Here is a 19,837-nt window from a genome sequence, read left to right on the forward strand (position 1 = left end):
CTTATGGATCGTACGATACAACCTGAAATACAAACCCTGAAAAATTTTCGTATACTTCCTCCTGTTCGAATGACGTTGCCAAACGGCATTCCGTTGACTGTTATTAATGCGGGTGAACAGGAAGTGGTACGCATAGATGTGCTTTTTGCCGGGGGACGCTGGCAGCAGTCGCAGAAACTGCAAGCTCTGTTTACGAACCGGATGCTGCGCGAAGGCACGAAAAAGTATACGGCTGCTACCATTGCCGAAAAACTGGATTATTACGGCTCATGGCTCGAATTGTCCAGTTCGTCGGAATATGCATATATCACTGTTTATTCGTTGAATAAGTATTTGGCGAAAACATTGGAGGTGGTGGAATCCATGATTAAAGAACCGCTTTTCCCGGAGAAGGAATTGCATACTATTCTCGATACCAATATCCAACAATATCTGGTTAATACTTCCAAAGTTGATTTTCTGGCACACCGCAGCCTGTTGCAGTCACTTTACGGTGAACAGCATCCATGTGGTAAAATTGTGGTGGAGGAAGATTATCATGCCATCACTCCGGAAGTGCTCCGTGAATTTTATGAACGGTATTATCATTCGGGTAATTGCTCTATATTCTTGTCCGGCAAGGTGACGGAGGATATTATCAGTCGGGTGACAGATACATTCGGCACTTCTTTCGGTCAACATCAGCAGCAGGTGTCGAGATTAAGTTTTCCTTTTACTGCTGTTCCCGAAAAGAGGATTTTTACAGAGCGTGAAGATGCTATGCAGAGTGCTGTGAAGATGGGATATACGACCATTACCCGTAATCATCCTGATTATTTGAAACTTCGGGTACTGATGACTTTATTTGGAGGTTATTTCGGCAGTCGGCTGATGTCTAATATCCGTGAAGAGAAGGGATATACTTATGGTATTTCGGCAGGAATCATGTTTTATCCGGATAGCGGACTGTTGGCTATCTCGACAGAAACGGATAATGAATATGTGGAACCGTTGATACAGGAAGTGTACCATGAAATAGACCGCCTGCATCAGGAACCTGTGTCAGCCGAGGAACTGACTATTGTGCGCAACTATATGTTGGGAGAAATGTGCCGTAGTTATGAGTCGCCTTTCTCACTTTCGGATGCGTGGATCTTCATTGCTACTTCCGGGCTGGATGATGACTACTTTTCACGTTCTCTGCTGGCTGTGAATGAGGTTACTCCGATGGAAATACAAGATTTGGCACAGCGCTATTTGTGCAAAGAGACATTAAAAGAGGTCATTGCAGGTAAAAAGTTGTCATAATTTGCTTTCCGAAAGTGGGCTGTTTGGGATAGAAATTGTATCTTTGTCCAAATTGTAATTCTAAAATGAGTAACGACTAAAACCAATGAGGAAATATCTATATACTACACTTTTGCTGGCTCTTCTTGCACAAGAGGGAGTGATGGCACAAGAAAATGAAGGAAAAAAAGGCGGATTTTTCGGAAAAATTAAAGATACATTCTCCACTGAAATAAAGATTGGCAACTATACTTTTAAGGATGGCAGTGTCTATACGGGAGAAATGAAAGGACGAAAACCGAATGGAAAAGGAAAAACTGTCTTTAAAAACGGTGATGTCTTTGAAGGAGAATATGTGAAGGGAAAACGTGAGGGATATGGAATTTATATGTTTCCCGACGGAGAAAAGTACGAAGGACAGTGGTTTCAGGACCAGCAGCATGGAAAGGGTATTTATTATTTTATGAATAATAACCGTTACGACGGTATGTGGTATCAGGATTATCAGCATGGTGAAGGAACAATGTATTATCATAACGGTGATTTGTATGTAGGTAAATGGGTGAATGATAAGCGTGAAGGCGAAGGTACATACACTTGGGCGAATGGTGCCCAATATACCGGTCACTGGAAAAATGATAAGAAGAATGGCAAAGGTATCATGAACTGGGACGACGGCTGTAAGTATGAAGGAGACTGGAAAGATGATGTCCGTCACGGAAAAGGGGTGTTTGAATATACCAATGGAGATAAATACGACGGTGACTGGGCAGATGATATCCAACATGGGAAAGGTACTTACTACTTTCATACGGGCGATCGTTATGAAGGTTCTTATCTCTTAGGTGAACGTACCGGTGAGGGAGTTTATTATCACGCTAACGGTGACAAATATGTTGGTAATTTCAAAAATGGCATGCAAGACGGAAAAGGTACTTTTACCTGGGCGAATGGTGCTGTATATGAAGGAAGCTGGAAAAATAACAAACGTGATGGTAAGGGAGTCTATAAATGGAGCAATGGCGATGTTTATGATGGTGAGTGGAAAGATAACCGTCCCAATGGACAGGGTACTCTGAAAACCGTTGCTGGTATGCAATATAAAGGTGGCTTTGTTGATGGATTGGAAGACGGACAAGGCGTACAAATCGACAAAGACGGTAATCGCTTCGAAGGCTTTTTCAAACAAGGAAAGAAGAATGGTCCCTTTGTAGAAACAGATAAAGATGGGAAAGTGATTAAAAAAGGAACCTATAAATTTGGAAGACTTCAATAGATGATAGGTGATAAATGATAGTGGGAGTGGGCTGCGCATTGCGTGGCCTCTTTTTTATGGTACAAAGAAAAATGGATAATAACCCAAAGCGGTCATTATCCATTTTTAATTTCCTGTTGAAAGTAACTTCAACTATCAACTATCATTTATCACTTATCATCTATTAAATGATGTATTGTGAACTGATAGATTCGTTATTCATCACTCGTTTGATTGTTTCTGCAAACATATCGGCAATGCTTAACTGTTTCACTTTCGGGCATTTCTTTGCGTAAGGGATGCTGTCGGTAAATACCATTTCAGTCAGGGCAGACTCTTGTACACGGAAAGAAGCCGGATCAGACATTACACAGTGGCTGGCGATAGCACGTACAGATTTGGCACCGGCTTCCAGCATGATGTTGGCTGCTTTGGTGATTGTTCCTGCCGTGTCTACAATATCGTCGATCAATACAACGTTTTTACCTTCTACATCACCGATGATTTGCATAGATGCTACTTCATTGGCTTTTTCACGTGATTTGTTGCAAAGTACCAATGGCACACCGAGGTATTTGGAGAAAGTGCTGGCACGTTTTGAACCTCCTACGTCCGGTGTAGCAATAACCAGGTTTTCCAGTTGCAATGACTGGATGTAGGGGAGGAATACTGCTGATGCATACAGGTGATCTACCGGAATATTGAAGAATCCCTGAATCTGGTCTGCATGCAAGTCCATCGTAATCAGGCGGTCGATACCTGCAACAGATAGCAGGTCGGCTACCAACTTAGCGCCGATAGATACACGCGGTTTGTCTTTTCTATCCTGACGTGCCCATCCGAAATAGGGGATTACGGCCACAACGCTCTTTGCAGATGCACGTTTAGCAGCATCGATCATCAGGAGAAGTTCCATTAAGTTGTCTGAGTTAGGGAAAGTGGATTGAACCAGGAATACGTGTGCGCCACGAATTGACTCTTCATATGAAACAGCAAATTCGCCATCGGCAAAATGGGTAATGTTCATATTTCCCAGAGGACAATCCAGGCTTGCGCAGATTTTTTCTGCAAGATATCTCGAGTTTGTTCCCGAGAATACCATAAAGGGTGCTTTTTCGCTCATTTTGTAATAGATGTTACCTATTTGTTAATTTGCCTGCAAAGGTAGGAATTTCTCTTATTATTTAGAAGGACTTATTGTATAAAAAATATTTTTCTCTCCAACTTATCGGAAATATTTGTAGATTTGCTTTCTGAAAACAGTTAATAGTCAAAAATGAGTTCACGCTTTCCTTTATATATAATAGGTATAGTGTTGTTTGCCTCTTTTTTTTCGTGCACTGATATGGTGCCGACCAAAGAGGTGCGCCTGATTGATTCATTAAACGGGAAAGCGTATGCTTATCGTTATCGAAGTCTGGATTCTTCTTATAAATATGCCAATGAAGCCTATCGGCAGGTGAACTTCTACAAGTCGGGGAAAGCGGAAGCATCCAACAACCTGGGATTCTGTGCTTTTATGGCTATGGACTTTGACCGGGCGGAAGCGTTGCATAAGGAAGTATATAAACTGACTAAAAATGAACTCGAACTGTTGATTGCCGACATCGGACTGATGAAAATCTGTCAGCGGACGGCTATGAACAAAGAATTTTATGATTATCGTAACAGTGCGCTCAAGCGCATGAAACGTATTCGTGAAGAGAGTGACCTGTTTGCTGATCGTCACGAAGCACTCCGGCTGGATTATGCGTTCACCGAATTTTTCATCGTTTCTTCTATTTATTACTACTATCTGCAGCAACGGCAGGAGGCCATCACATCTCTCAACCGGATTCCCGAAGATGAAGCTTTGACAGATACTAATCAGTTGCTTTATTATCATTATATAAAAGGTTCGGCCTCATTGGTAGAAGCAACTAAGCCGGAAGACCGGAAAATGCGTGAGTTCGACCAACTTTATATTACGTGGCGGACAGCTGTTCAGACCAATCATCCTTATTTCGAAGGAAATGGTCTACAAGGATTGGCTAATCTGATGGTTTCACCTAATAATTTCGAACTTTTCCGGACGAGAAGGGGATATGCGCTGGATCAGTTTGGTTTTCCGGTAGATTCGCTTTTGCCTTTGCGGATGGCACAGCGTGCGCTTGAAAAGTTCCGTGAGTATAATGATTTGTATCAGATTGCCGGTGCGTATGTGTCTATCGGTAAATATATGAATGAGCACGGACGTTATTCGGAGGCATTGGATACGCTTGCAAAAGCGTTGGATTGTGTGAATCAACATCACATGCTCTATTATCATCATGCGGCGGATACATTGGATAAACTATATGTTTTTGTAGAAGGAGATACGACTTATACCGGGGTTCCATGGATTATGCAGGAAGATGTGAGAACGGTACCTGAATGGATTTCAAGGATTCGGGAGCAATTGAGTGTGTCGTATGCGGGGCTCGGGATGAAGTATGCTTCTGACTACAACCGGAATATATATCTGGATATTTTGAATTATACCCGTCAGGATAAGGAGTTGGAGAGCCGTTATCTTTCATTGGAAGCCGATTCACGACAAATGACGCTTGTACTTTCTTTGGTTATTGTCGGACTTGTATTGGTGGTTATTCTTTGGTGGTTTTTCAATAAACGGTCTAAAATAAGGAATCAGGTAGACGTGGAGCGTCTGCAACGGATTCTGACTCTTTGCCGGGACATAACTTCGTCCATTCCGATGAATGTCCCATTAATTCAGCAAGGTATCGATCAATTGTTCGGGAAAGGACGTCTTCAACTGGAAATTTCGGAGGAGGGAAAAGCGGCACTGGTTCCTCTGCATCGGTTGAACCGTGATGAAAAAGCGTTAGTGCATGTGCTTGAACCGTATATTGTTTGGGCTGCGGATAATGAGCAGATGGTGGAAGCGTTGAGTGACGAGCGGATGCAGTTGGAAAAGCAGCGGTATGTTTACGAACAACATATTGCGGGAAATAAACGCCAGAATCTTATAAAGAAGGCTTGTCTGGCCATTGTCAATGGTATTAATCCTTATATCGACCGTATCTTGAATGAGGTGCATAAGTTGACGGAGAGGGGATATATTGATCATGCGAAGATTAAGAAAGAGAAGTATCAATACATTGATGAGCTGGTAACTACGATTAATGAGTACAACGATATTCTGGCTCTTTGGATTAAGATGAAGCAGGGAACGCTTAGCTTGAATATTGAAACTTTCAGTCTCAATGAACTGTTTGAGTTGCTAGGCAAGGGAAGACGTGCTTTTGAAATGAAAAATCAGAAGTTGGAAATTGAACCGACTACGGCTATGGTGAAGGCTGACCGGGCACTGACTTTGTTTATGATTAATACGCTGGCTGAAAATGCCCGTAAATATACTCCGGAAGGAGGAACCATTAAAGTGTATGCCCGCACTACGGAGGATGCCTATGTCGAGATCTCTGTGGAGGATAACGGAAGAGGTATTTCCGAAGAGGATGTGGCGTATATCATTGGTGAGAAGGTGTATGATTCCCGTGTGATCGGAATGAAGAATGCAGCCGATCCGGAAGTGTTGAAAGAGAACAAAGGTAGTGGTTTCGGATTGATGAATTGTAAGGGAATCATTGAGAAGTATAAGAAAACGAATGATTTATTCCGGGGATGCGTCTTTGATGTGGAGAGCGAACTGGGGAAAGGAAGTCGTTTTTATTTTCGTTTGCCTTCGGGAGTGCGTAAAGCGATGGGGGGATTGCTGCTTTGCTTGTTATTTCCGTTAGAGATGGTTTCTTGTCTGCATGATCCGATTCCTCCCATGTTGCAGGATGGCGATTCGATTGTAGTAGTTACGGATTCTGCGTATGAGGATTTGCTGGATGTAGCATCGGATTATGCGAATGCCGCCTATTTTGCTAATGTGGATGAAAATTATGAGTTAGCTTTGCAATATATAGATTCTGCCATGCTTTTTCTGAATGAGCATTATGAAAAATATGCGCGTCCGGATCGTCCACATCGGTATATGAAGCTGGTAGGTGAGGGAACGCCTGCTGAAATCAGTTGGTGGAACGAACTGTTTGATTCGGATTATCATGTAATTTTGGATATCAGGAATGAGGCGTCAGTAGCTTTTCTGGCTTTGAAACAGTTGGATGCATATAGTTATAATAATTCGGCATTTACGGATTTGTATAAGTTGCAGGGAGAGGATCAAACTCTCGAAGCATATTGCCGGCAGTTGGAGCGTTCGAATACTAATAAGACGGTAGGAATTATTTTATGCTTTGTTTTATTGATTGTTTCGTTGGTCGGATATTATTTTCTGTACATGAGAAAACGTTTGCAGAATCGTTTGAATCTCGAACAGGTACTTGAGATTAACCAAAAGGTGTTTGCCGCATCTTTGGTGAGACCGCAGGAACAGGAAAACGCAGAGGCGCTTCAACGGGAAGAGAGTACGCTTAAAGAAATTCCACAGCGGATTGTGGATGAAGCATTCAGTTCGGTAAATGAATTACTGACGATTGATCGGATGGGGATTGCTGTTTATAATGAAACGACGCACCGGCTGGAATATGCTTCTCGTCCCGGACAGGAAATGCCGGAGATGGTAGAGCTGTGTTTTAGTTCCGGAAAATATCTTTCCGAACAGCATCTTCAGGCAATTCCGCTGATGGTGGAAGCAGGAGGCGAGCATCAATGTGTCGGTGTGCTTTATCTGGAGCGCAGGGAGGGAACGGAACAGGAGACGGATCGACTGCTTTTTGAACTGGTAGCTCGTTATGTGGCTATTGTCGTGTTTAACGCAGTGGTGAAGCTGGCTACAAAATACCGGGATATCGAGTCGGCACACGAAGAAACACGCCGGGCTTCTTGGGAGGACAGCATGTTGCATGTACAGAATATGGTGCTTGACAACTGTTTGTCGACTATTAAACATGAGACGATTTATTATCCGAATAAGATCAAACAGATTGTAGGACGGTTGAATGCGCAGAATCTTCCGGAAACGGAAGAGCGTGAAGCGGTGGAGACTATGACGGAATTGATTGAATACTATAAGGGAATCTTTACGATTTTGAGTTCGTGTGCTTCCCGTCAATTGGAGGAGGTCACTTTCCGGCGTACGGTGATTCCGGTACAGGAGCTTTTGGATGCTGCCGGAAAATATTTCAAGAAGTTGATGAAGAATCGGCCGGAGAGGATAGAATTGGAAATAGAGTCTATGGAGGCGAAGGTGATAGGAGACGTGAATCAGTTGCGTTTTCTATTGGAGAATTTGATTGATGAAGCATTGACTGTGCGTGAAGATGGAGTGATACGTCTGCAAGCACGCAAGGATAATGAATATATTCGTTTCCTCTTTACGGATACGAGACGCGAGAAGAGTGTGGAAGAGTTGAATCAACTATTTTATCCGAATCTGGCACGTATGACTTCCGGTGAAAAAGGGGAGTTGAGGGGAACGGAATATCTGGTATGCAAGCAGATTATCCGCGACCACGACGAATTTGCGGGACGTAGGGGATGCCGTATCAATGCCGAGCCGGCTGAAGGCAGCGGGTTTACGGTTTATTTCACTATTCCGCGCCGATAAAAGGAAAACACATAAAAGTTATTAGATAAGGAACATGGAAGAACAGAAGTTTAAAGTTATTATTGTAGAGGATGTAAAACTGGAGTTGAAAGGGACAGAAGAAATATTCCGTCATGAAATACCGAATGCGGAAGTGATCGGCACGGCAATGACGGAAAGTGAGTTTTGGCCGTTGATGGAGGCCCAGCTTCCCGATCTGGTATTGTTGGACTTAGGACTGGGAGGTTCTACGACCATTGGTGTTGATATTTGCAAGAATATATTCAAACGTTACAAAGGAGTTCGGGTATTGATCTTCACGGGGGAGATTCTGAACGAAAAGTTGTGGGTGGACGTATTGAATGCCGGTGCCGATGGAATCATCCTCAAAACGGGTGAGTTACTGACGAAAACAGACGTTCAGGCTGTGATGGACGGAAAGAAATTGGTATTCAACTATCCGATTCTGGAAAAGATTGTAGATCGTTTCAAGAAATCTGTAGCCAACGATGCCAAGCGTCAGGAGGCTGTCATCAGTTATGATATTGATGAATATGACGAACGTTTTCTCCGTCATCTGGCATTAGGTTATACGAAAGAGATGATTGCCAATCTGAAAGGAATGCCTTTTGGTGTGAAATCATTGGAGAAACGGCAGAATGATCTTATCGGACGTCTTTTCCCGAATGGTGAACGGGTGGGAGTGAATGCTACCCGGTTGGCAGTACGTGCATTGGAATTGCGTATTATTGATCTGGATAATCTGGAGCCTGACGAAGAGTAAATTAAGTATTAGGTATAAAGTATTATATGAAGAATAAATGGCGCATGCCCCATCCCGCTACGATGTTCCTTCTGCTGACAATGGCAGTGGTCTTTCTTTCATGGATATGCGATATCTATGGATTGAAAGTGACATTGCCGCAGACAGGTGAGGATATCCGTGTACAAAGCCTGTTGAGTCCGGAAGGAATCCGTTGGTGGTTGCGGAACGCTATTAAGAACTTTACAGGTTTTGCTCCGTTGGGCATGGTGATTATTGCTATGTTCGGATTGGGAGTGGCACAACATTCCGGTTTTATTGATGCATGTATCCGCATGGGGGTGGGAAACCGGCAGGAAAAGAGGAAAATCATTTTGTGGGTGATTGTGCTTGGTTTGTTGTCGAATGCCATTGGTGATGGTGGATATATCATTTTATTGCCTATTGCTGCTATGCTGTTTCAATGGGTGGGGCTTCATCCGGTTGCAGGGATTGTTACGGCTTATGTTTCCGTTGCGTGCGGGTATAGTGCTAATATTGTATTGAGTACGATGGACCCGTTGTTGGCGCATACCACGCAAGAGGCTGCATTGGCACAAACGGGTTATCAGGGAAATACGGAACCTCTTTGCAATTACTTTTTTATGAGTGCTTCAACAGTAGCCATTACGGCTATTGTGTATTGGATTACTCAAAAATGGCTTCTTCCTACGTTAGGTAAATATGAAGGCAGTATGAAAGTGGTGGCTTACCATCCTCTGTCTCGTAAAGAGCGGCGTGCTATTATGATTTCCATTGTTGTGGCAGCTATCTATGTGGCTCTTATCTTGTGGCTTACTTTTTCTTCTTATGGAATTTTGCGGGGTGTGAACGGTGGTTTGATGCATTCGCCTTTTATTGCCGGTATTTTGTTTTTGCTTTCTTTGGGAGCAGGTATTACGGGAATGGCTTATGGATTCAGTTCCGGGCGGTATCGCACTGACAATGATGTGATTGAAGGACTTACGCAGCCGATGAAGCTTCTTGGAGTGTATTTCGTTATCGCTTTCTTCGCTGCGCAGATGTTTGCCTGTTTTGAATATTCTCATCTGGATAAATGTCTGGCTATCATGGGTGCTGATCTGCTTTCTTCGTTTGAACCGGCTCCTTTGTCTGCTCTTGTCCTGTTTATTCTGTTTACGGCATTGATAAACCTGATTATGGTATCTGCTACTTCCAAATGGGCTTTTATGTCTTTTATCTTTATCCCGATGTTTGCACAGATGGGAATTGCTCCGGATATAGCACAATGTGCTTTCCGTATCGGAGATAGCTCGACGAATGCCATTACTCCTTTCTTATTCTATATGCCTCTGGTGCTTACCTATATGCGGCAGTATGATAAGCAGATTACGTATGGTTCATTGCTGAAATATACCTGGAGATATTCATTAGGCATTTTGGTTGTCTGGACATTGTTGTTTATCGTTTGGTATTTGTTGAAAATACCGATGGGATTGTAGGGCTAAGGAATGATTGCCGGGCTCCGGTTTATCAGATTGGAATTTTGTTTTTCTGAATTAATCGCTATATTTGCACCGTTCCTTAAAGAAAGACAACGAATGAATCTACCAGAAATCTCTGAAAATCTAATTGAACAGTTAAATCACGGTAATACAAAAGCATTTGATAAAATCTATCATACCTACTATCTTTATTTGTGTGCGATAGCCGTTTATTATGTGCATGATAAAAGGGTGGCAGGGGAGATTGTGAATGATGTCTTTGTTGCTTTTTGGCAGAATCGACATCATATTACTCATCCTGCTCTTCCGTATTTGCGGCGTGCCATTCAAAATGCGAGCATCAGTTATCTGCGCTCTTCTTACTTCAACGAAAAACAGATGACGGAACAGATGGAAGAAATCTGGGCTTTTCTCGAAAATCATATTCTTTCTTCCGATAATCCTTTGCAGGCATTGGAGCATAGCGAAATGAATACCATCATCATGAAGAAGGTGGAGGAATTGCCTGCCAAATGCCGTGCCATATTTAAAGCAAGTTTGTATGAGGGGAAGACATATAGTGAAATTGCCGAGGAGCAGAATATTAATGTGACCACTGTAAGGGTACAGATGAAAATAGCATTGACTAAGCTGCGCGAATCGCTAGGTACTCCTTATATGATAGCTATTTTGATGTTTCTCTAAAAAAAATCGCTTTTCTTTTAAACGTTTCTTTTTTTATTGCGTATCTAGTTATATACACCCATAGAAAAAGTACGTTTATGAATGACTCTTATCATATAGAAGAATTGGAAATCCGGATAAGCAACTATCTGTCCGGTAACTGCACCGAAGAAGAGAAAGAAGCTCTGCTCGCTTATCTGGCTTCCAATGAAGATGCTGCTAAAATATTTCGGGAGATGTCCGCAGTATGGGCTGTTTCTTCTGTGCCTGCATTTGCGAAAATAGAGGATGCTAATTTATCACAGATAAAAGAAAAAATAGCGGCTGCAGAGATGAAGCCTGTCCGTTCGCGGAAGATAGTTCCTGTGTGGCTGAAGGTGGCTGCTGCAATTATTTTGTTGTTGGGCTGTAATTACTTCTGGTACACTTATACTGAAAATCTTACGGAAGTATATACGAATGCGGATTCTCCTTATGAAATTAAAGTGCCGGCCGGTTCGCGGACGAATATTGTGCTTCCGGATGGAACAGAGGTTTCATTGAATGCGGGTTCTGTGTTACGCTATTGTCGCGGGTTCGGTATTCGTGAACGTGATGTTACGCTTGATGGCGAAGGATATTTCAAGGTGGCAAAAAATGAGAAGATTCCTTTCTTTGTAACGACGAATGGTGTACAGGTAAAGGTGGTAGGGACTGTTTTTAATGTCCGTGCTTATGATGACGATAATTATGTAATGGTATCTCTGTTGGAAGGTCGTGTCAATTTAGCCACTTTGTCCGGTTCGGTGATGAAGCTATTCCCTAGCGAACAGGCTTTTTACGATAAGAATACGGGCCGCATGGAGAAAATGAAATCAAATGCTAGTTCTGCCTGTGACTGGTTGGATGGTGGCCTGACATTTGAGGATGCTCCATTTGCCGACATTGCACACCGTCTGGAGCGCAAATTCCAGGTGAAGATCAGTTTAGGGAGTGAACGTCTGAAAGCGGAACGCTTTTCCGGATGTTTCAATAGTAATCAAAGTATCAATGATATATTGGGAGAAATCAACGTTGAGAAGCAATATACATGGAAAGTTAGTGGAGACACTATCTTTATAACTGACAAGAAAAAGGAGGTAAAATAAGAAAAAGTAAAGTATGATTGAGAACTTAGTCGATAGATATATCGGCGGTTCAGCGTTGTATAGAAAGATATTATGTTAACCTTTAATAGTGAAAAATATGAGATTAATAGTAAAAAGAATATTATTAATGCTTCTGCTTTTGTCTGTAGGAAATGCTTTGACTGGTGGTTTCCAGCTATCGGCACAGGTACAAAGTAAAAGTTTCAGTGTGAAAGTAGATAATATTACTTTAAAAGAAGCCATTGAAGTAATAAAGAAGCAAGGCAATTACTCTTTCCTGATTCGTAATAATGACATTGATTTGAATAGGAAAGTTTCTGTGAATATAAATAACGGTACTATTAATGATGTGATGGGACAATTGCTGGCCGGAACGGACGTCAGGTATGAAGTGAACGGAAACCGGGTGATTATGTTCCATGCAGTGACACCGCAGAAAGAACAGAAAAAAGCGTTTGTCTTAAAAGGACGGATCACTGATCCTACTGGTGAAGGGGTGATTGGGGCAAATGTGAAAGTGGTCGATTCTACAGAAGGTACCATTACGGATATGGATGGCAATTTCTCCTTGATGGTTACTCCAAATGCCCGTTTATCCATATCGTATATCGGCTATGCCACACAGGAAGTGGTGGTGAAAGATCAACGTCCTCTCAATGTAACTTTGAAAGAAGATACCCGGTTAATAGACGAAGTAGTAGTTGTTGGTTACGGCGTACAAAAGAAAGCGAACCTGACAGGTGCGGTGAGCAGTGTGAAGATGGATGATGTTTTAGGTGACCGTCCGGTGGTGTCTGTGAGTGACGCTTTGAAAGGGGCAATGCCCGGTTTGCAGATTACAGGTAATTCTGGAAGACCCGGTGAAGAAATGAGTTTCAATATTCGTGGTGTCAACAGTCTGGATAAGAATGGAAAACCGCTGGTACTGGTGGATAACGTGGAGATGGATATTAATATGCTCGATCCGAACGATATCGAATCGGTGACTGTTTTGAAGGATGCGGCATCTTCTGCTATTTATGGAGCACGGGCAGCTTTCGGGGTGATTTTGATTACTACAAAGAAAGGTTCGGATGCAACTAAACTCTCTATTAATTATTCAAATAATTTCTCCTTCAGCAGGCCTGCCAATATGCCTCATAAGGCTACTCCGCTCCAAACGGTACAGGCTTATAAGGACATGGGGACAATCAATTATCAAAGTGGTCAGAACGTAGATACTTGGTTGGGACTTTTGAAGGAATATAATGCTAATCCGTCTGCATATCCGGATGGTTATGCAATGGTGGACGGGCTGCGCTATAGCTTGGCAGAAACTGATCTTTTCGATGATATGATGGAGACTGGTTTCCAGCAAACTCATAATATCTCGGTAGGTGGCGGTACGAAAGATATTTCTTATCGTTTCTCCTTCGGTATGGTGAATGAAAATGGGGTACTGGCTTCGGATAAAGATACGTACAAGCGTTACAATGTGTCTTCTTATCTCCGTTCAGATGTGTTTTCATGGATTACTCCGGAATTGGATATTAAATATACGAATTCCAACTCTTCATTGCCGGAAACTTCCGGAGGATATGGTATATGGGGAGCAGCAGTCGCATTCCCTTCTTATTTCCCTACCGGAACAATGAATATCGACGGTGAAGAATTACCGATCAATACTCCTCGTAATTTGATTGACCTGGCATATCCGACCACTATTCAAAAGAATAATCTTCGTATTTTCGGAAAGGTAACGATCAGTCCTTTGAAGAATGTGAAGTTGATTGGTGAGTACACATTCAATCATCTAAGTAACGAGAAAACGAAATTTGAGAAGAAGTTCTATTATGCACATGGAGGCAATTTTGTGAAAGAGGTTTCCACTGCCAATTCCAAGTATGAATACTCCAATGGTATTACGGATTATAATGCATTGAACTTCTATGCTAACTATAACAACTCATGGGGCAAACATGATGTAACGGTGATGGGAGGTTTCAATCAGGAAAGTAGCGACTACCGCTATGCGGAGATGTCGCGTATGAATATGATTAATGAAGATCTGCCGTCTATCTCGCAGTCGACAGGTGACTATTTTGCTAAAGACAAATTTGAACGTTATACGGTAAGAGGGTTGTTCTATCGCATCAACTATTCGTTTGCCGGCAAGTATTTGCTTGAAACGAACGGACGTTATGACGGTTCTTCCAAATTCCCGAAGAATAGCCGTTTCGGTTTCTTTCCTTCTGTTTCCGCCGGATGGCGTATCAGCGAGGAAGCATTTATGAAACCTTTGAATTCAGTTCTTTCTAACTTGAAATTGCGTGGTTCTTGGGGTAATATCGGAAATCAGAGTATCACTCCTTATGCATATATTCCCGGTATGGATGCTGAACAGGCTTATTGGACTGTTTCCGGTATTAAAGTTACTACTTTGAAACCTGCTGCATTGGTCAGCAATAGCTTTACTTGGGAGAAAGTTACGACAATTGATGTCGGATTCGATCTTGGGCTATTGGATAACAGACTAAATATGGTGTTCGACTGGTATCGAAGAGATACTAAGGGTATGCTTGCTCCGGGTTCTGAACTTCCGGGTGTATTAGGTGCAAGTGCTCCTTTACAAAATACGGCTGATCTTCGTTCTAAAGGATGGGAAGTTTCGGTTGACTGGAATGACCAAATCGGAAAAGTGAAATATAGCTTAGGTTTCAATCTTTACGATTCGAAAACAAAGATTACTAAATACAATAACGAAACAGGATTATTTGGTAAGGACAAGAATGATAATGAAACATATCGTGTAGGAATGGAGCTGGGTGAGATCTGGGGATATGTAACCGATCGTTTGTATACAGTAGATGATTTCGATGCGGAAGGTAAATTGAAACCGGGTATTGCCAAAGTGGAAGGGTATAATCCGAATCCGGGAGATATATTATACAAAGATTTGGATGGTAATAATATTATCAACAGTGGTACCAGTACAACGAAAGATCCGGGAGACCGTAAAATCATCGGTAATAATACCCGGCGTTATCAGTATGGTATTCATGGTAGTGCAAGTTGGAACGGTTTTTCTCTGTCATTCTTGCTGCAAGGAGTTGGTAAACGGGATTTATGGGTGATGAACGATCTGTTTTATCCACATTATGATGCTTGGACTACCGTTTACGATTCACAGTTGAATTACTGGACTCCGGAAAATACGAATAGTTATTTTCCCCGTATTTATGAGAAAGCGGCCGGAAATACAGATGCCAATACACGTGTACAGACTCGTTATTTACAGGATGGATCGTATTTAAGTATTCGTAATATAACACTTTCTTATAATTTCCCGTCCAAGTGGATGAGTAAGATTGGAGTTAATAATCTGGCTGTGTTCTTCAGTGGTGAGAATCTTTATACGTTCGACCACTTGCCGAAGGGACTTGATCCGGAACGTTCTGTCACGGATGATTTAGGACAACGTGGTTTTACCTATCCGTATATGAGACAGTATTCGTTCGGTATAAACCTTTCATTCTGATTGTTTCACAACTTAAAGAGTAATTATTATGAATAAATATATACTATGTGTAAGCGTTAGTTTTTGTTTGTTGATGTCGTCTTGTCTGAATGACGAATTTCTGGAGGTTTATCCTAAAGGACAGCAAACAGAAGCATCGGTCTTTACTACTTATGACAACTTTAAAACGTATACATGGGGATTGTATAACGTGTTCTTCGGATATACGTATGATACAGGGCAAACGGATGAAATTTTCCGTGGTGATTTTGAATCGGATAACATGATAAAAGGATTGGATGGATATGAAGGTCAGTGGGCATATCGCAAAGCAAAGGCTACGGATGAATCTAAAGATTGGGATTACGATTATATCCGCCGTGTTAATCTGATGCTTGATAATATCGATCATTCGGAAATGAATGAAACCGAGAGGGAGCATTGGAGAAGTGTGGGATATTTCTTCCGTTCTTATAAATACTTTCAGATGCTTTCTAAATTTGGTGATATTCCCTGGGTAGAGCATGCTTTGACAGAGGAAAGTCCCGAGCTTTATGGAAAACGTGATAGTCGTGACCTGGTGGCTTCCAATATTCTGTCTAATTTGAAATATGCGGAAACACATATTGGCAGTAATATCGAAGCGGATGGGAAAAATACAATTAATATGTATGTGGTGAAAGCTCTTATTTCCCGTTTTGCTTTATTTGAAGGAACTTGGAGAAAATATCATGGTTTGTCGGGGGCAGATACTTATCTGGAAGAATGTGCCCGTGCTTCTGAAGAGGTGATTAAGCAATATCCGAATGTGCATCCTAAATATGATGAGTTGTTTAATTCGGAAACACTGGATGGAGTGACAGGGATTATTTTGTATAAGGCTTATGAAACCGGACAGTTGATGCATGGTTTGACCCGTATGGTGCGTACAGGTGAATCTTATATTGAGGCAACGAAAGACGCGGTAGACAGTTATCTCTGTACGGATGGACGACCGGTTAGCACGACGACTAGCCATTATGGGGGTGATAAGAATATGTATGGACAATTCCGTGATCGTGATTACCGGTTGTATTTGACGATCTGTCCTCCATATATGGTGAAGAAAGAAAACGGACCCAGTACGGCTGATTGGAAATATACGGATAATGCACAGGACAGAGAATTTATAGATTTAATGGCTACGATTTCCGGTGAAACTTATCATCGTTTGCCGTCTTCCAACTTTAAAGGATTCACTGTGCAAGGACAACCTCACTTTAAGAATATGAACTGGGGACAGGGCTGGAATGCTTCCCAAATGGGCTTCTGGGTATGGAAATATTATAATACACATACTGTAGCTACCAACGCGAATGGGGTGAATACAACAGATGCCCCGCTGTTTCGTATAGGTGAGGTGATGGTAAATTATGCCGAAGCGATGTGCGAATTGAACAAGTTAGACCAGGATGCTGCGGATAAGTCTATTAACAAACTTCGGGCAAGAGCTAATGTGGCGAAAATGGTGGTAAATGATATTAATGATGCTTTTGATCCGAAGCGTGATCCTTCCGTTCCTGCTCTCTTGTGGGAAGTGCGTAGGGAGAGACGAGTTGAGTTGATGGGTGAAGGTTTCCGTCTGGATGATTTGCGCAGGTGGAAGAAAGGAGACTATGTTAACAAACAACCGCTAGGTGCTTATGTGACAGGGGCTTCGGCCAAGAATTTGAAAGTAACGGGTGGCACAGGTGCTGATGAAGGATATGTTTATTTCTTTGATACCCCGCTTGGATGGCAGGAACATTATTATCTGTATCCGTTGCCTTTGAAGCAATTGGCTTTAAATACGAATCTGGAACAAAATCCGGTATGGACAAAGTAATTTTAAATTAAAATGATGCACAAGACCTGTAATATTTTAGTATATTGCAGGTCTTGAAAATTTAAGGTAGAAAATGAAAAATAGAATATCAATAAAATATGCGTTTTTTTGTGGAACAGCTTGCTGCATCTCATCTATATTACGGGCGCAACAGGATGTATCTCGAATGAATGTGCTTTTTATAATGGCTGATGATATGCGTCCCGAACTGGGGTGCTACGGGGTGGATGTAGTGAAAACTCCTAATATGGACCGTTTGGCGGCAAGTGGAGTCTTGTTTCAGAATGCGTATTGTAATATTCCGGTGAGTGGGGCATCCCGGGCTAGTTTATTGACGGGGGTATATCCTCATTATCCCGATCGCTTTATTAGTTTTTCCGCCTATGCCAGCAAAGATTGTCCTGAAGCAATACCTATTTCGGGATGGTTCACCCGGAATGGTTATCATACTATTTCGGACGGCAAGGTGTTTCATCATATCAGCGATCATGCGGATTCGTGGAGCGAGGCTCCTTACCGGAATCATCCGGATGGATATGATGTATATTGGGCGGAATATAATAAATGGGAACTTTGGATGAATTCGGAATCGGGAAAAACGATTAATCCGAAAACGATGAGGGGACCTTTCTGTGAATCTGCTGATGTTCCTGATACTGCCTATGATGATGGGAAACTTGCAAACCGGGCTATTCGTGACTTGAAAAGGATGAAGGAGACCGGCAAACCTTTCTTCTTGGCTTGTGGTTTCTGGAAACCTCATTTGCCGTTCAATGCTCCAAAGAAATATTGGGATTTATATAAACGGGAGGAAATACCTTTGGCTACCAATCGTTTCCGGCCTGAAGGATTACCGGAACAGGTTCGTAATTCGGGCGAGATATATGCGTATGCACGGGTTACGGATACGAGTGATATTGACTTCCAACGGGAGGTAAAACATGGATATTATGCTTGTTTGAGTTATGTGGATGCACAGATCGGCAAGGTATTGGATGCATTGGATGAACTGGGATTATCGGATAATACAATTGTGGTTTTGTTGGGGGATCATGGCTGGAATCTGGGAGAACATGATTTTATAGGTAAACATAATCTGATGGATACTTCTACTCATGTACCGTTGATTGTCCGTGTGCCGGGAATGAAAAAGGGAAAAACAAAATCGATGGTGGAATTTGTTGATTTGTACCCAACTTTATGTGAACTTTGCAAACTTCCTGTTCCCGCTGAACAGTTAAGCGGACAAAGCTTTGCCGGGGTTTTCAAAAATCTGAAAGCTAAGACGAAAGATGAAGTTTATATTCAGTGGGAAGGAGGAGATAATGCTGTTGACCGGCGTTATAGTTATGCGGAATGGATGAAAGGCGACGTGAAGAAAGCCAGTATGCTGTTTGATCATCAGATTGACAGGAAGGAAAACAAGAATCGGGTAGATGAGAAAAAATATAAGAATAAGGTCGAATCATTATCTTCTTTTATCAGAATAAAGAAGTCATCATTAAAGAAATAATATGAGAACAGTTTTTTTACAGTCCAACCGTTTGGTATCGGTTGTTTTATTCATGCTTTATGGTATGTCGATGTTTGCCCAGCGACAGGATATCTTGTTAAATAACGATTGGAATTTCCGGTTCTCGCATCAGGTACAGAAGGGAACAGAAGTAAGAGTTGATTTGCCTCATACTTGGAATGCGCAGGATGCTTTGTCCGGTAAGATAGACTATAAACGGGGAATTGGCAATTATGAGAAGAATTTATTTATTCGTTCCGAATGGAAAGGAAAACGTCTTTTTATTCGTTTCGAAGGAGTGAATAACATTGCAGATGTGTTTGTCAATCGTCGTCATATAGGTGAGCATCGTGGGGGATATGGGGCTTTTATCTTTGAGATCACTGGAAAGGTGGAATATGGAAAAGAAAATTCTATATTGGTACGAGTGAATAATGGTGAACAGTTGGATATTATGCCTTTGGTCGGTGACTTTAATTTTTATGGAGGTATTTATCGGGATGTACATTTGCTGATTACTGATGAGACGTGTATTTCTCCTTTGAATTATGCTTCTCCCGGAGTACGTCTGATACAGGATAGTGTAAGCCATAAATATGCTAAGGTGCGTGCTGTTGTTGATTTATCAAACGGAGATAGTGGTAATCGGGAAGTAGAGCTTAATGTACGCCTGTTAGATGGTCAAAGGGTGGTGAAAGAAGGAACAAAGAAAGTGAATCTTTCTGGAAACGCAGCAATGCAGCAGGAATTTACATTTGAAATCGATCAACCTCATTTATGGAATGGCCGTCAGGATCCTTTCCTTTATCA

The 19,837-nt window shown here is 42.0% G+C and carries 12 protein-coding genes; 11 read left to right on the forward strand and 1 reads right to left on the reverse strand.

Going from position 1 to position 19,837, the window contains the following annotated elements; all coding sequences use genetic code 11:
- The first annotated feature begins 3 nt into the window (after positions 1-3).
- Both AAHJ11_RS14390 and AAHJ11_RS14395 read left to right on the forward strand, forming a co-directional pair.
- Positions 4-1,287, forward strand: coding sequence for a M16 family metallopeptidase (locus AAHJ11_RS14390; RefSeq protein ID WP_259023012.1), 1,284 nt, complete (start codon positions 4-6; stop codon positions 1,285-1,287).
- A gap of 85 nt (positions 1,288-1,372) precedes the next feature.
- Complete coding sequence (locus tag AAHJ11_RS14395; protein ID WP_148367393.1) at positions 1,373-2,542, forward strand: phosphatidylinositol-4-phosphate 5-kinase; 1,170 nt, start codon at positions 1,373-1,375, stop codon at positions 2,540-2,542.
- Between the two features lie 163 nt (positions 2,543-2,705).
- On the opposite strand, the gene AAHJ11_RS14400 is transcribed toward AAHJ11_RS14395, so the two are convergent.
- Positions 2,706-3,644, reverse strand: a complete 939-nt coding sequence (locus AAHJ11_RS14400) for a ribose-phosphate pyrophosphokinase (protein ID WP_167511898.1) — start codon at positions 3,642-3,644, stop codon at positions 2,706-2,708.
- Between the two features lie 153 nt (positions 3,645-3,797).
- Here AAHJ11_RS14400 and AAHJ11_RS14405 point away from each other — a divergent pair, with 153 nt between their 5' ends.
- The 9 genes from AAHJ11_RS14405 to AAHJ11_RS14445 form a co-directional block, all read left to right on the forward strand.
- Positions 3,798-8,117, forward strand: coding sequence for a DUF5113 domain-containing protein (locus AAHJ11_RS14405; RefSeq protein WP_413579704.1), 4,320 nt, complete (start codon positions 3,798-3,800; stop codon positions 8,115-8,117).
- 34 nt (positions 8,118-8,151) lie between these two features.
- Entirely contained in the window at positions 8,152-8,880 is a 729-nt protein-coding gene (locus AAHJ11_RS14410) for a DUF5932 domain-containing protein (RefSeq protein WP_004295828.1), read from the forward strand.
- A gap of 26 nt (positions 8,881-8,906) precedes the next feature.
- The gene (locus AAHJ11_RS14415; protein WP_217723460.1) at positions 8,907-10,361 is read left to right on the forward strand and encodes an AbgT family transporter; all 1,455 of its coding nucleotides are present in this window, start codon (positions 8,907-8,909) and stop codon (positions 10,359-10,361) included.
- A gap of 99 nt (positions 10,362-10,460) precedes the next feature.
- Complete coding sequence (locus AAHJ11_RS14420; RefSeq protein ID WP_004308903.1) at positions 10,461-11,048, forward strand: RNA polymerase sigma-70 factor; 588 nt, start codon at positions 10,461-10,463, stop codon at positions 11,046-11,048.
- Positions 11,049-11,125: 77 nt separating this feature from the next.
- Positions 11,126-12,154 (forward strand): FecR domain-containing protein, encoded by a 1,029-nt coding sequence (locus AAHJ11_RS14425; protein WP_195650661.1) that lies wholly within the window; start codon positions 11,126-11,128, stop codon positions 12,152-12,154.
- Positions 12,155-12,281: 127 nt separating this feature from the next.
- The gene (locus AAHJ11_RS14430) at positions 12,282-15,671 is read left to right on the forward strand and encodes a TonB-dependent receptor (protein ID WP_167511905.1); all 3,390 of its coding nucleotides are present in this window, start codon (positions 12,282-12,284) and stop codon (positions 15,669-15,671) included.
- 28 nt (positions 15,672-15,699) lie between these two features.
- Entirely contained in the window at positions 15,700-17,514 is a 1,815-nt protein-coding gene (locus tag AAHJ11_RS14435) for a RagB/SusD family nutrient uptake outer membrane protein (RefSeq protein ID WP_148367381.1), read from the forward strand.
- A 73-nt stretch (positions 17,515-17,587) separates the two neighbouring features.
- On the forward strand, positions 17,588-19,027 hold the full coding sequence (locus tag AAHJ11_RS14440) for a sulfatase (RefSeq protein ID WP_167511896.1): 1,440 nt from the start codon (positions 17,588-17,590) through the stop codon (positions 19,025-19,027).
- Between the two features lie 52 nt (positions 19,028-19,079).
- Positions 19,080-19,837: sugar-binding domain-containing protein (locus AAHJ11_RS14445; RefSeq protein WP_413579710.1), on the forward strand; the 758-nt coding region annotated here is incomplete at its 3' end.

It is taken from the genome of Bacteroides sp. 90-K9/2, from assembly GCF_047310725.1.
GTDB lineage: Bacteria > Bacteroidota > Bacteroidia > Bacteroidales > Bacteroidaceae > Bacteroides > Bacteroides vicugnae.

Excerpts from the sequence above, each read along its gene's own strand:
- AAHJ11_RS14410 (WP_004295828.1), top strand. The coding sequence starts at position 8,152 with ATGGAAGAACAGAAGTTTAAAGTTATTATTGTAGAGGATGTAAAACTG.
- AAHJ11_RS14420 (WP_004308903.1), top strand. The coding sequence starts at position 10,461 with ATGAATCTACCAGAAATCTCTGAAAATCTAATTGAACAGTTAAATCAC.
- AAHJ11_RS14395 (WP_148367393.1), top strand. The coding sequence starts at position 1,373 with ATGAGGAAATATCTATATACTACACTTTTGCTGGCTCTTCTTGCACAA.
- AAHJ11_RS14390 (WP_259023012.1), top strand. The coding sequence starts at position 4 with ATGGATCGTACGATACAACCTGAAATACAAACCCTGAAAAATTTTCGT.
- AAHJ11_RS14405 (WP_413579704.1), top strand. The coding sequence starts at position 3,798 with ATGAGTTCACGCTTTCCTTTATATATAATAGGTATAGTGTTGTTTGCC.
- AAHJ11_RS14400 (WP_167511898.1), bottom strand. The coding sequence starts at position 3,644 with ATGAGCGAAAAAGCACCCTTTATGGTATTCTCGGGAACAAACTCGAGA.
- AAHJ11_RS14435 (WP_148367381.1), top strand. The coding sequence starts at position 15,700 with ATGAATAAATATATACTATGTGTAAGCGTTAGTTTTTGTTTGTTGATG.
- AAHJ11_RS14415 (WP_217723460.1), top strand. The coding sequence starts at position 8,907 with ATGAAGAATAAATGGCGCATGCCCCATCCCGCTACGATGTTCCTTCTG.
- AAHJ11_RS14440 (WP_167511896.1), top strand. The coding sequence starts at position 17,588 with ATGAAAAATAGAATATCAATAAAATATGCGTTTTTTTGTGGAACAGCT.
- AAHJ11_RS14425 (WP_195650661.1), top strand. The coding sequence starts at position 11,126 with ATGAATGACTCTTATCATATAGAAGAATTGGAAATCCGGATAAGCAAC.
- AAHJ11_RS14430 (WP_167511905.1), top strand. The coding sequence starts at position 12,282 with ATGCTTCTGCTTTTGTCTGTAGGAAATGCTTTGACTGGTGGTTTCCAG.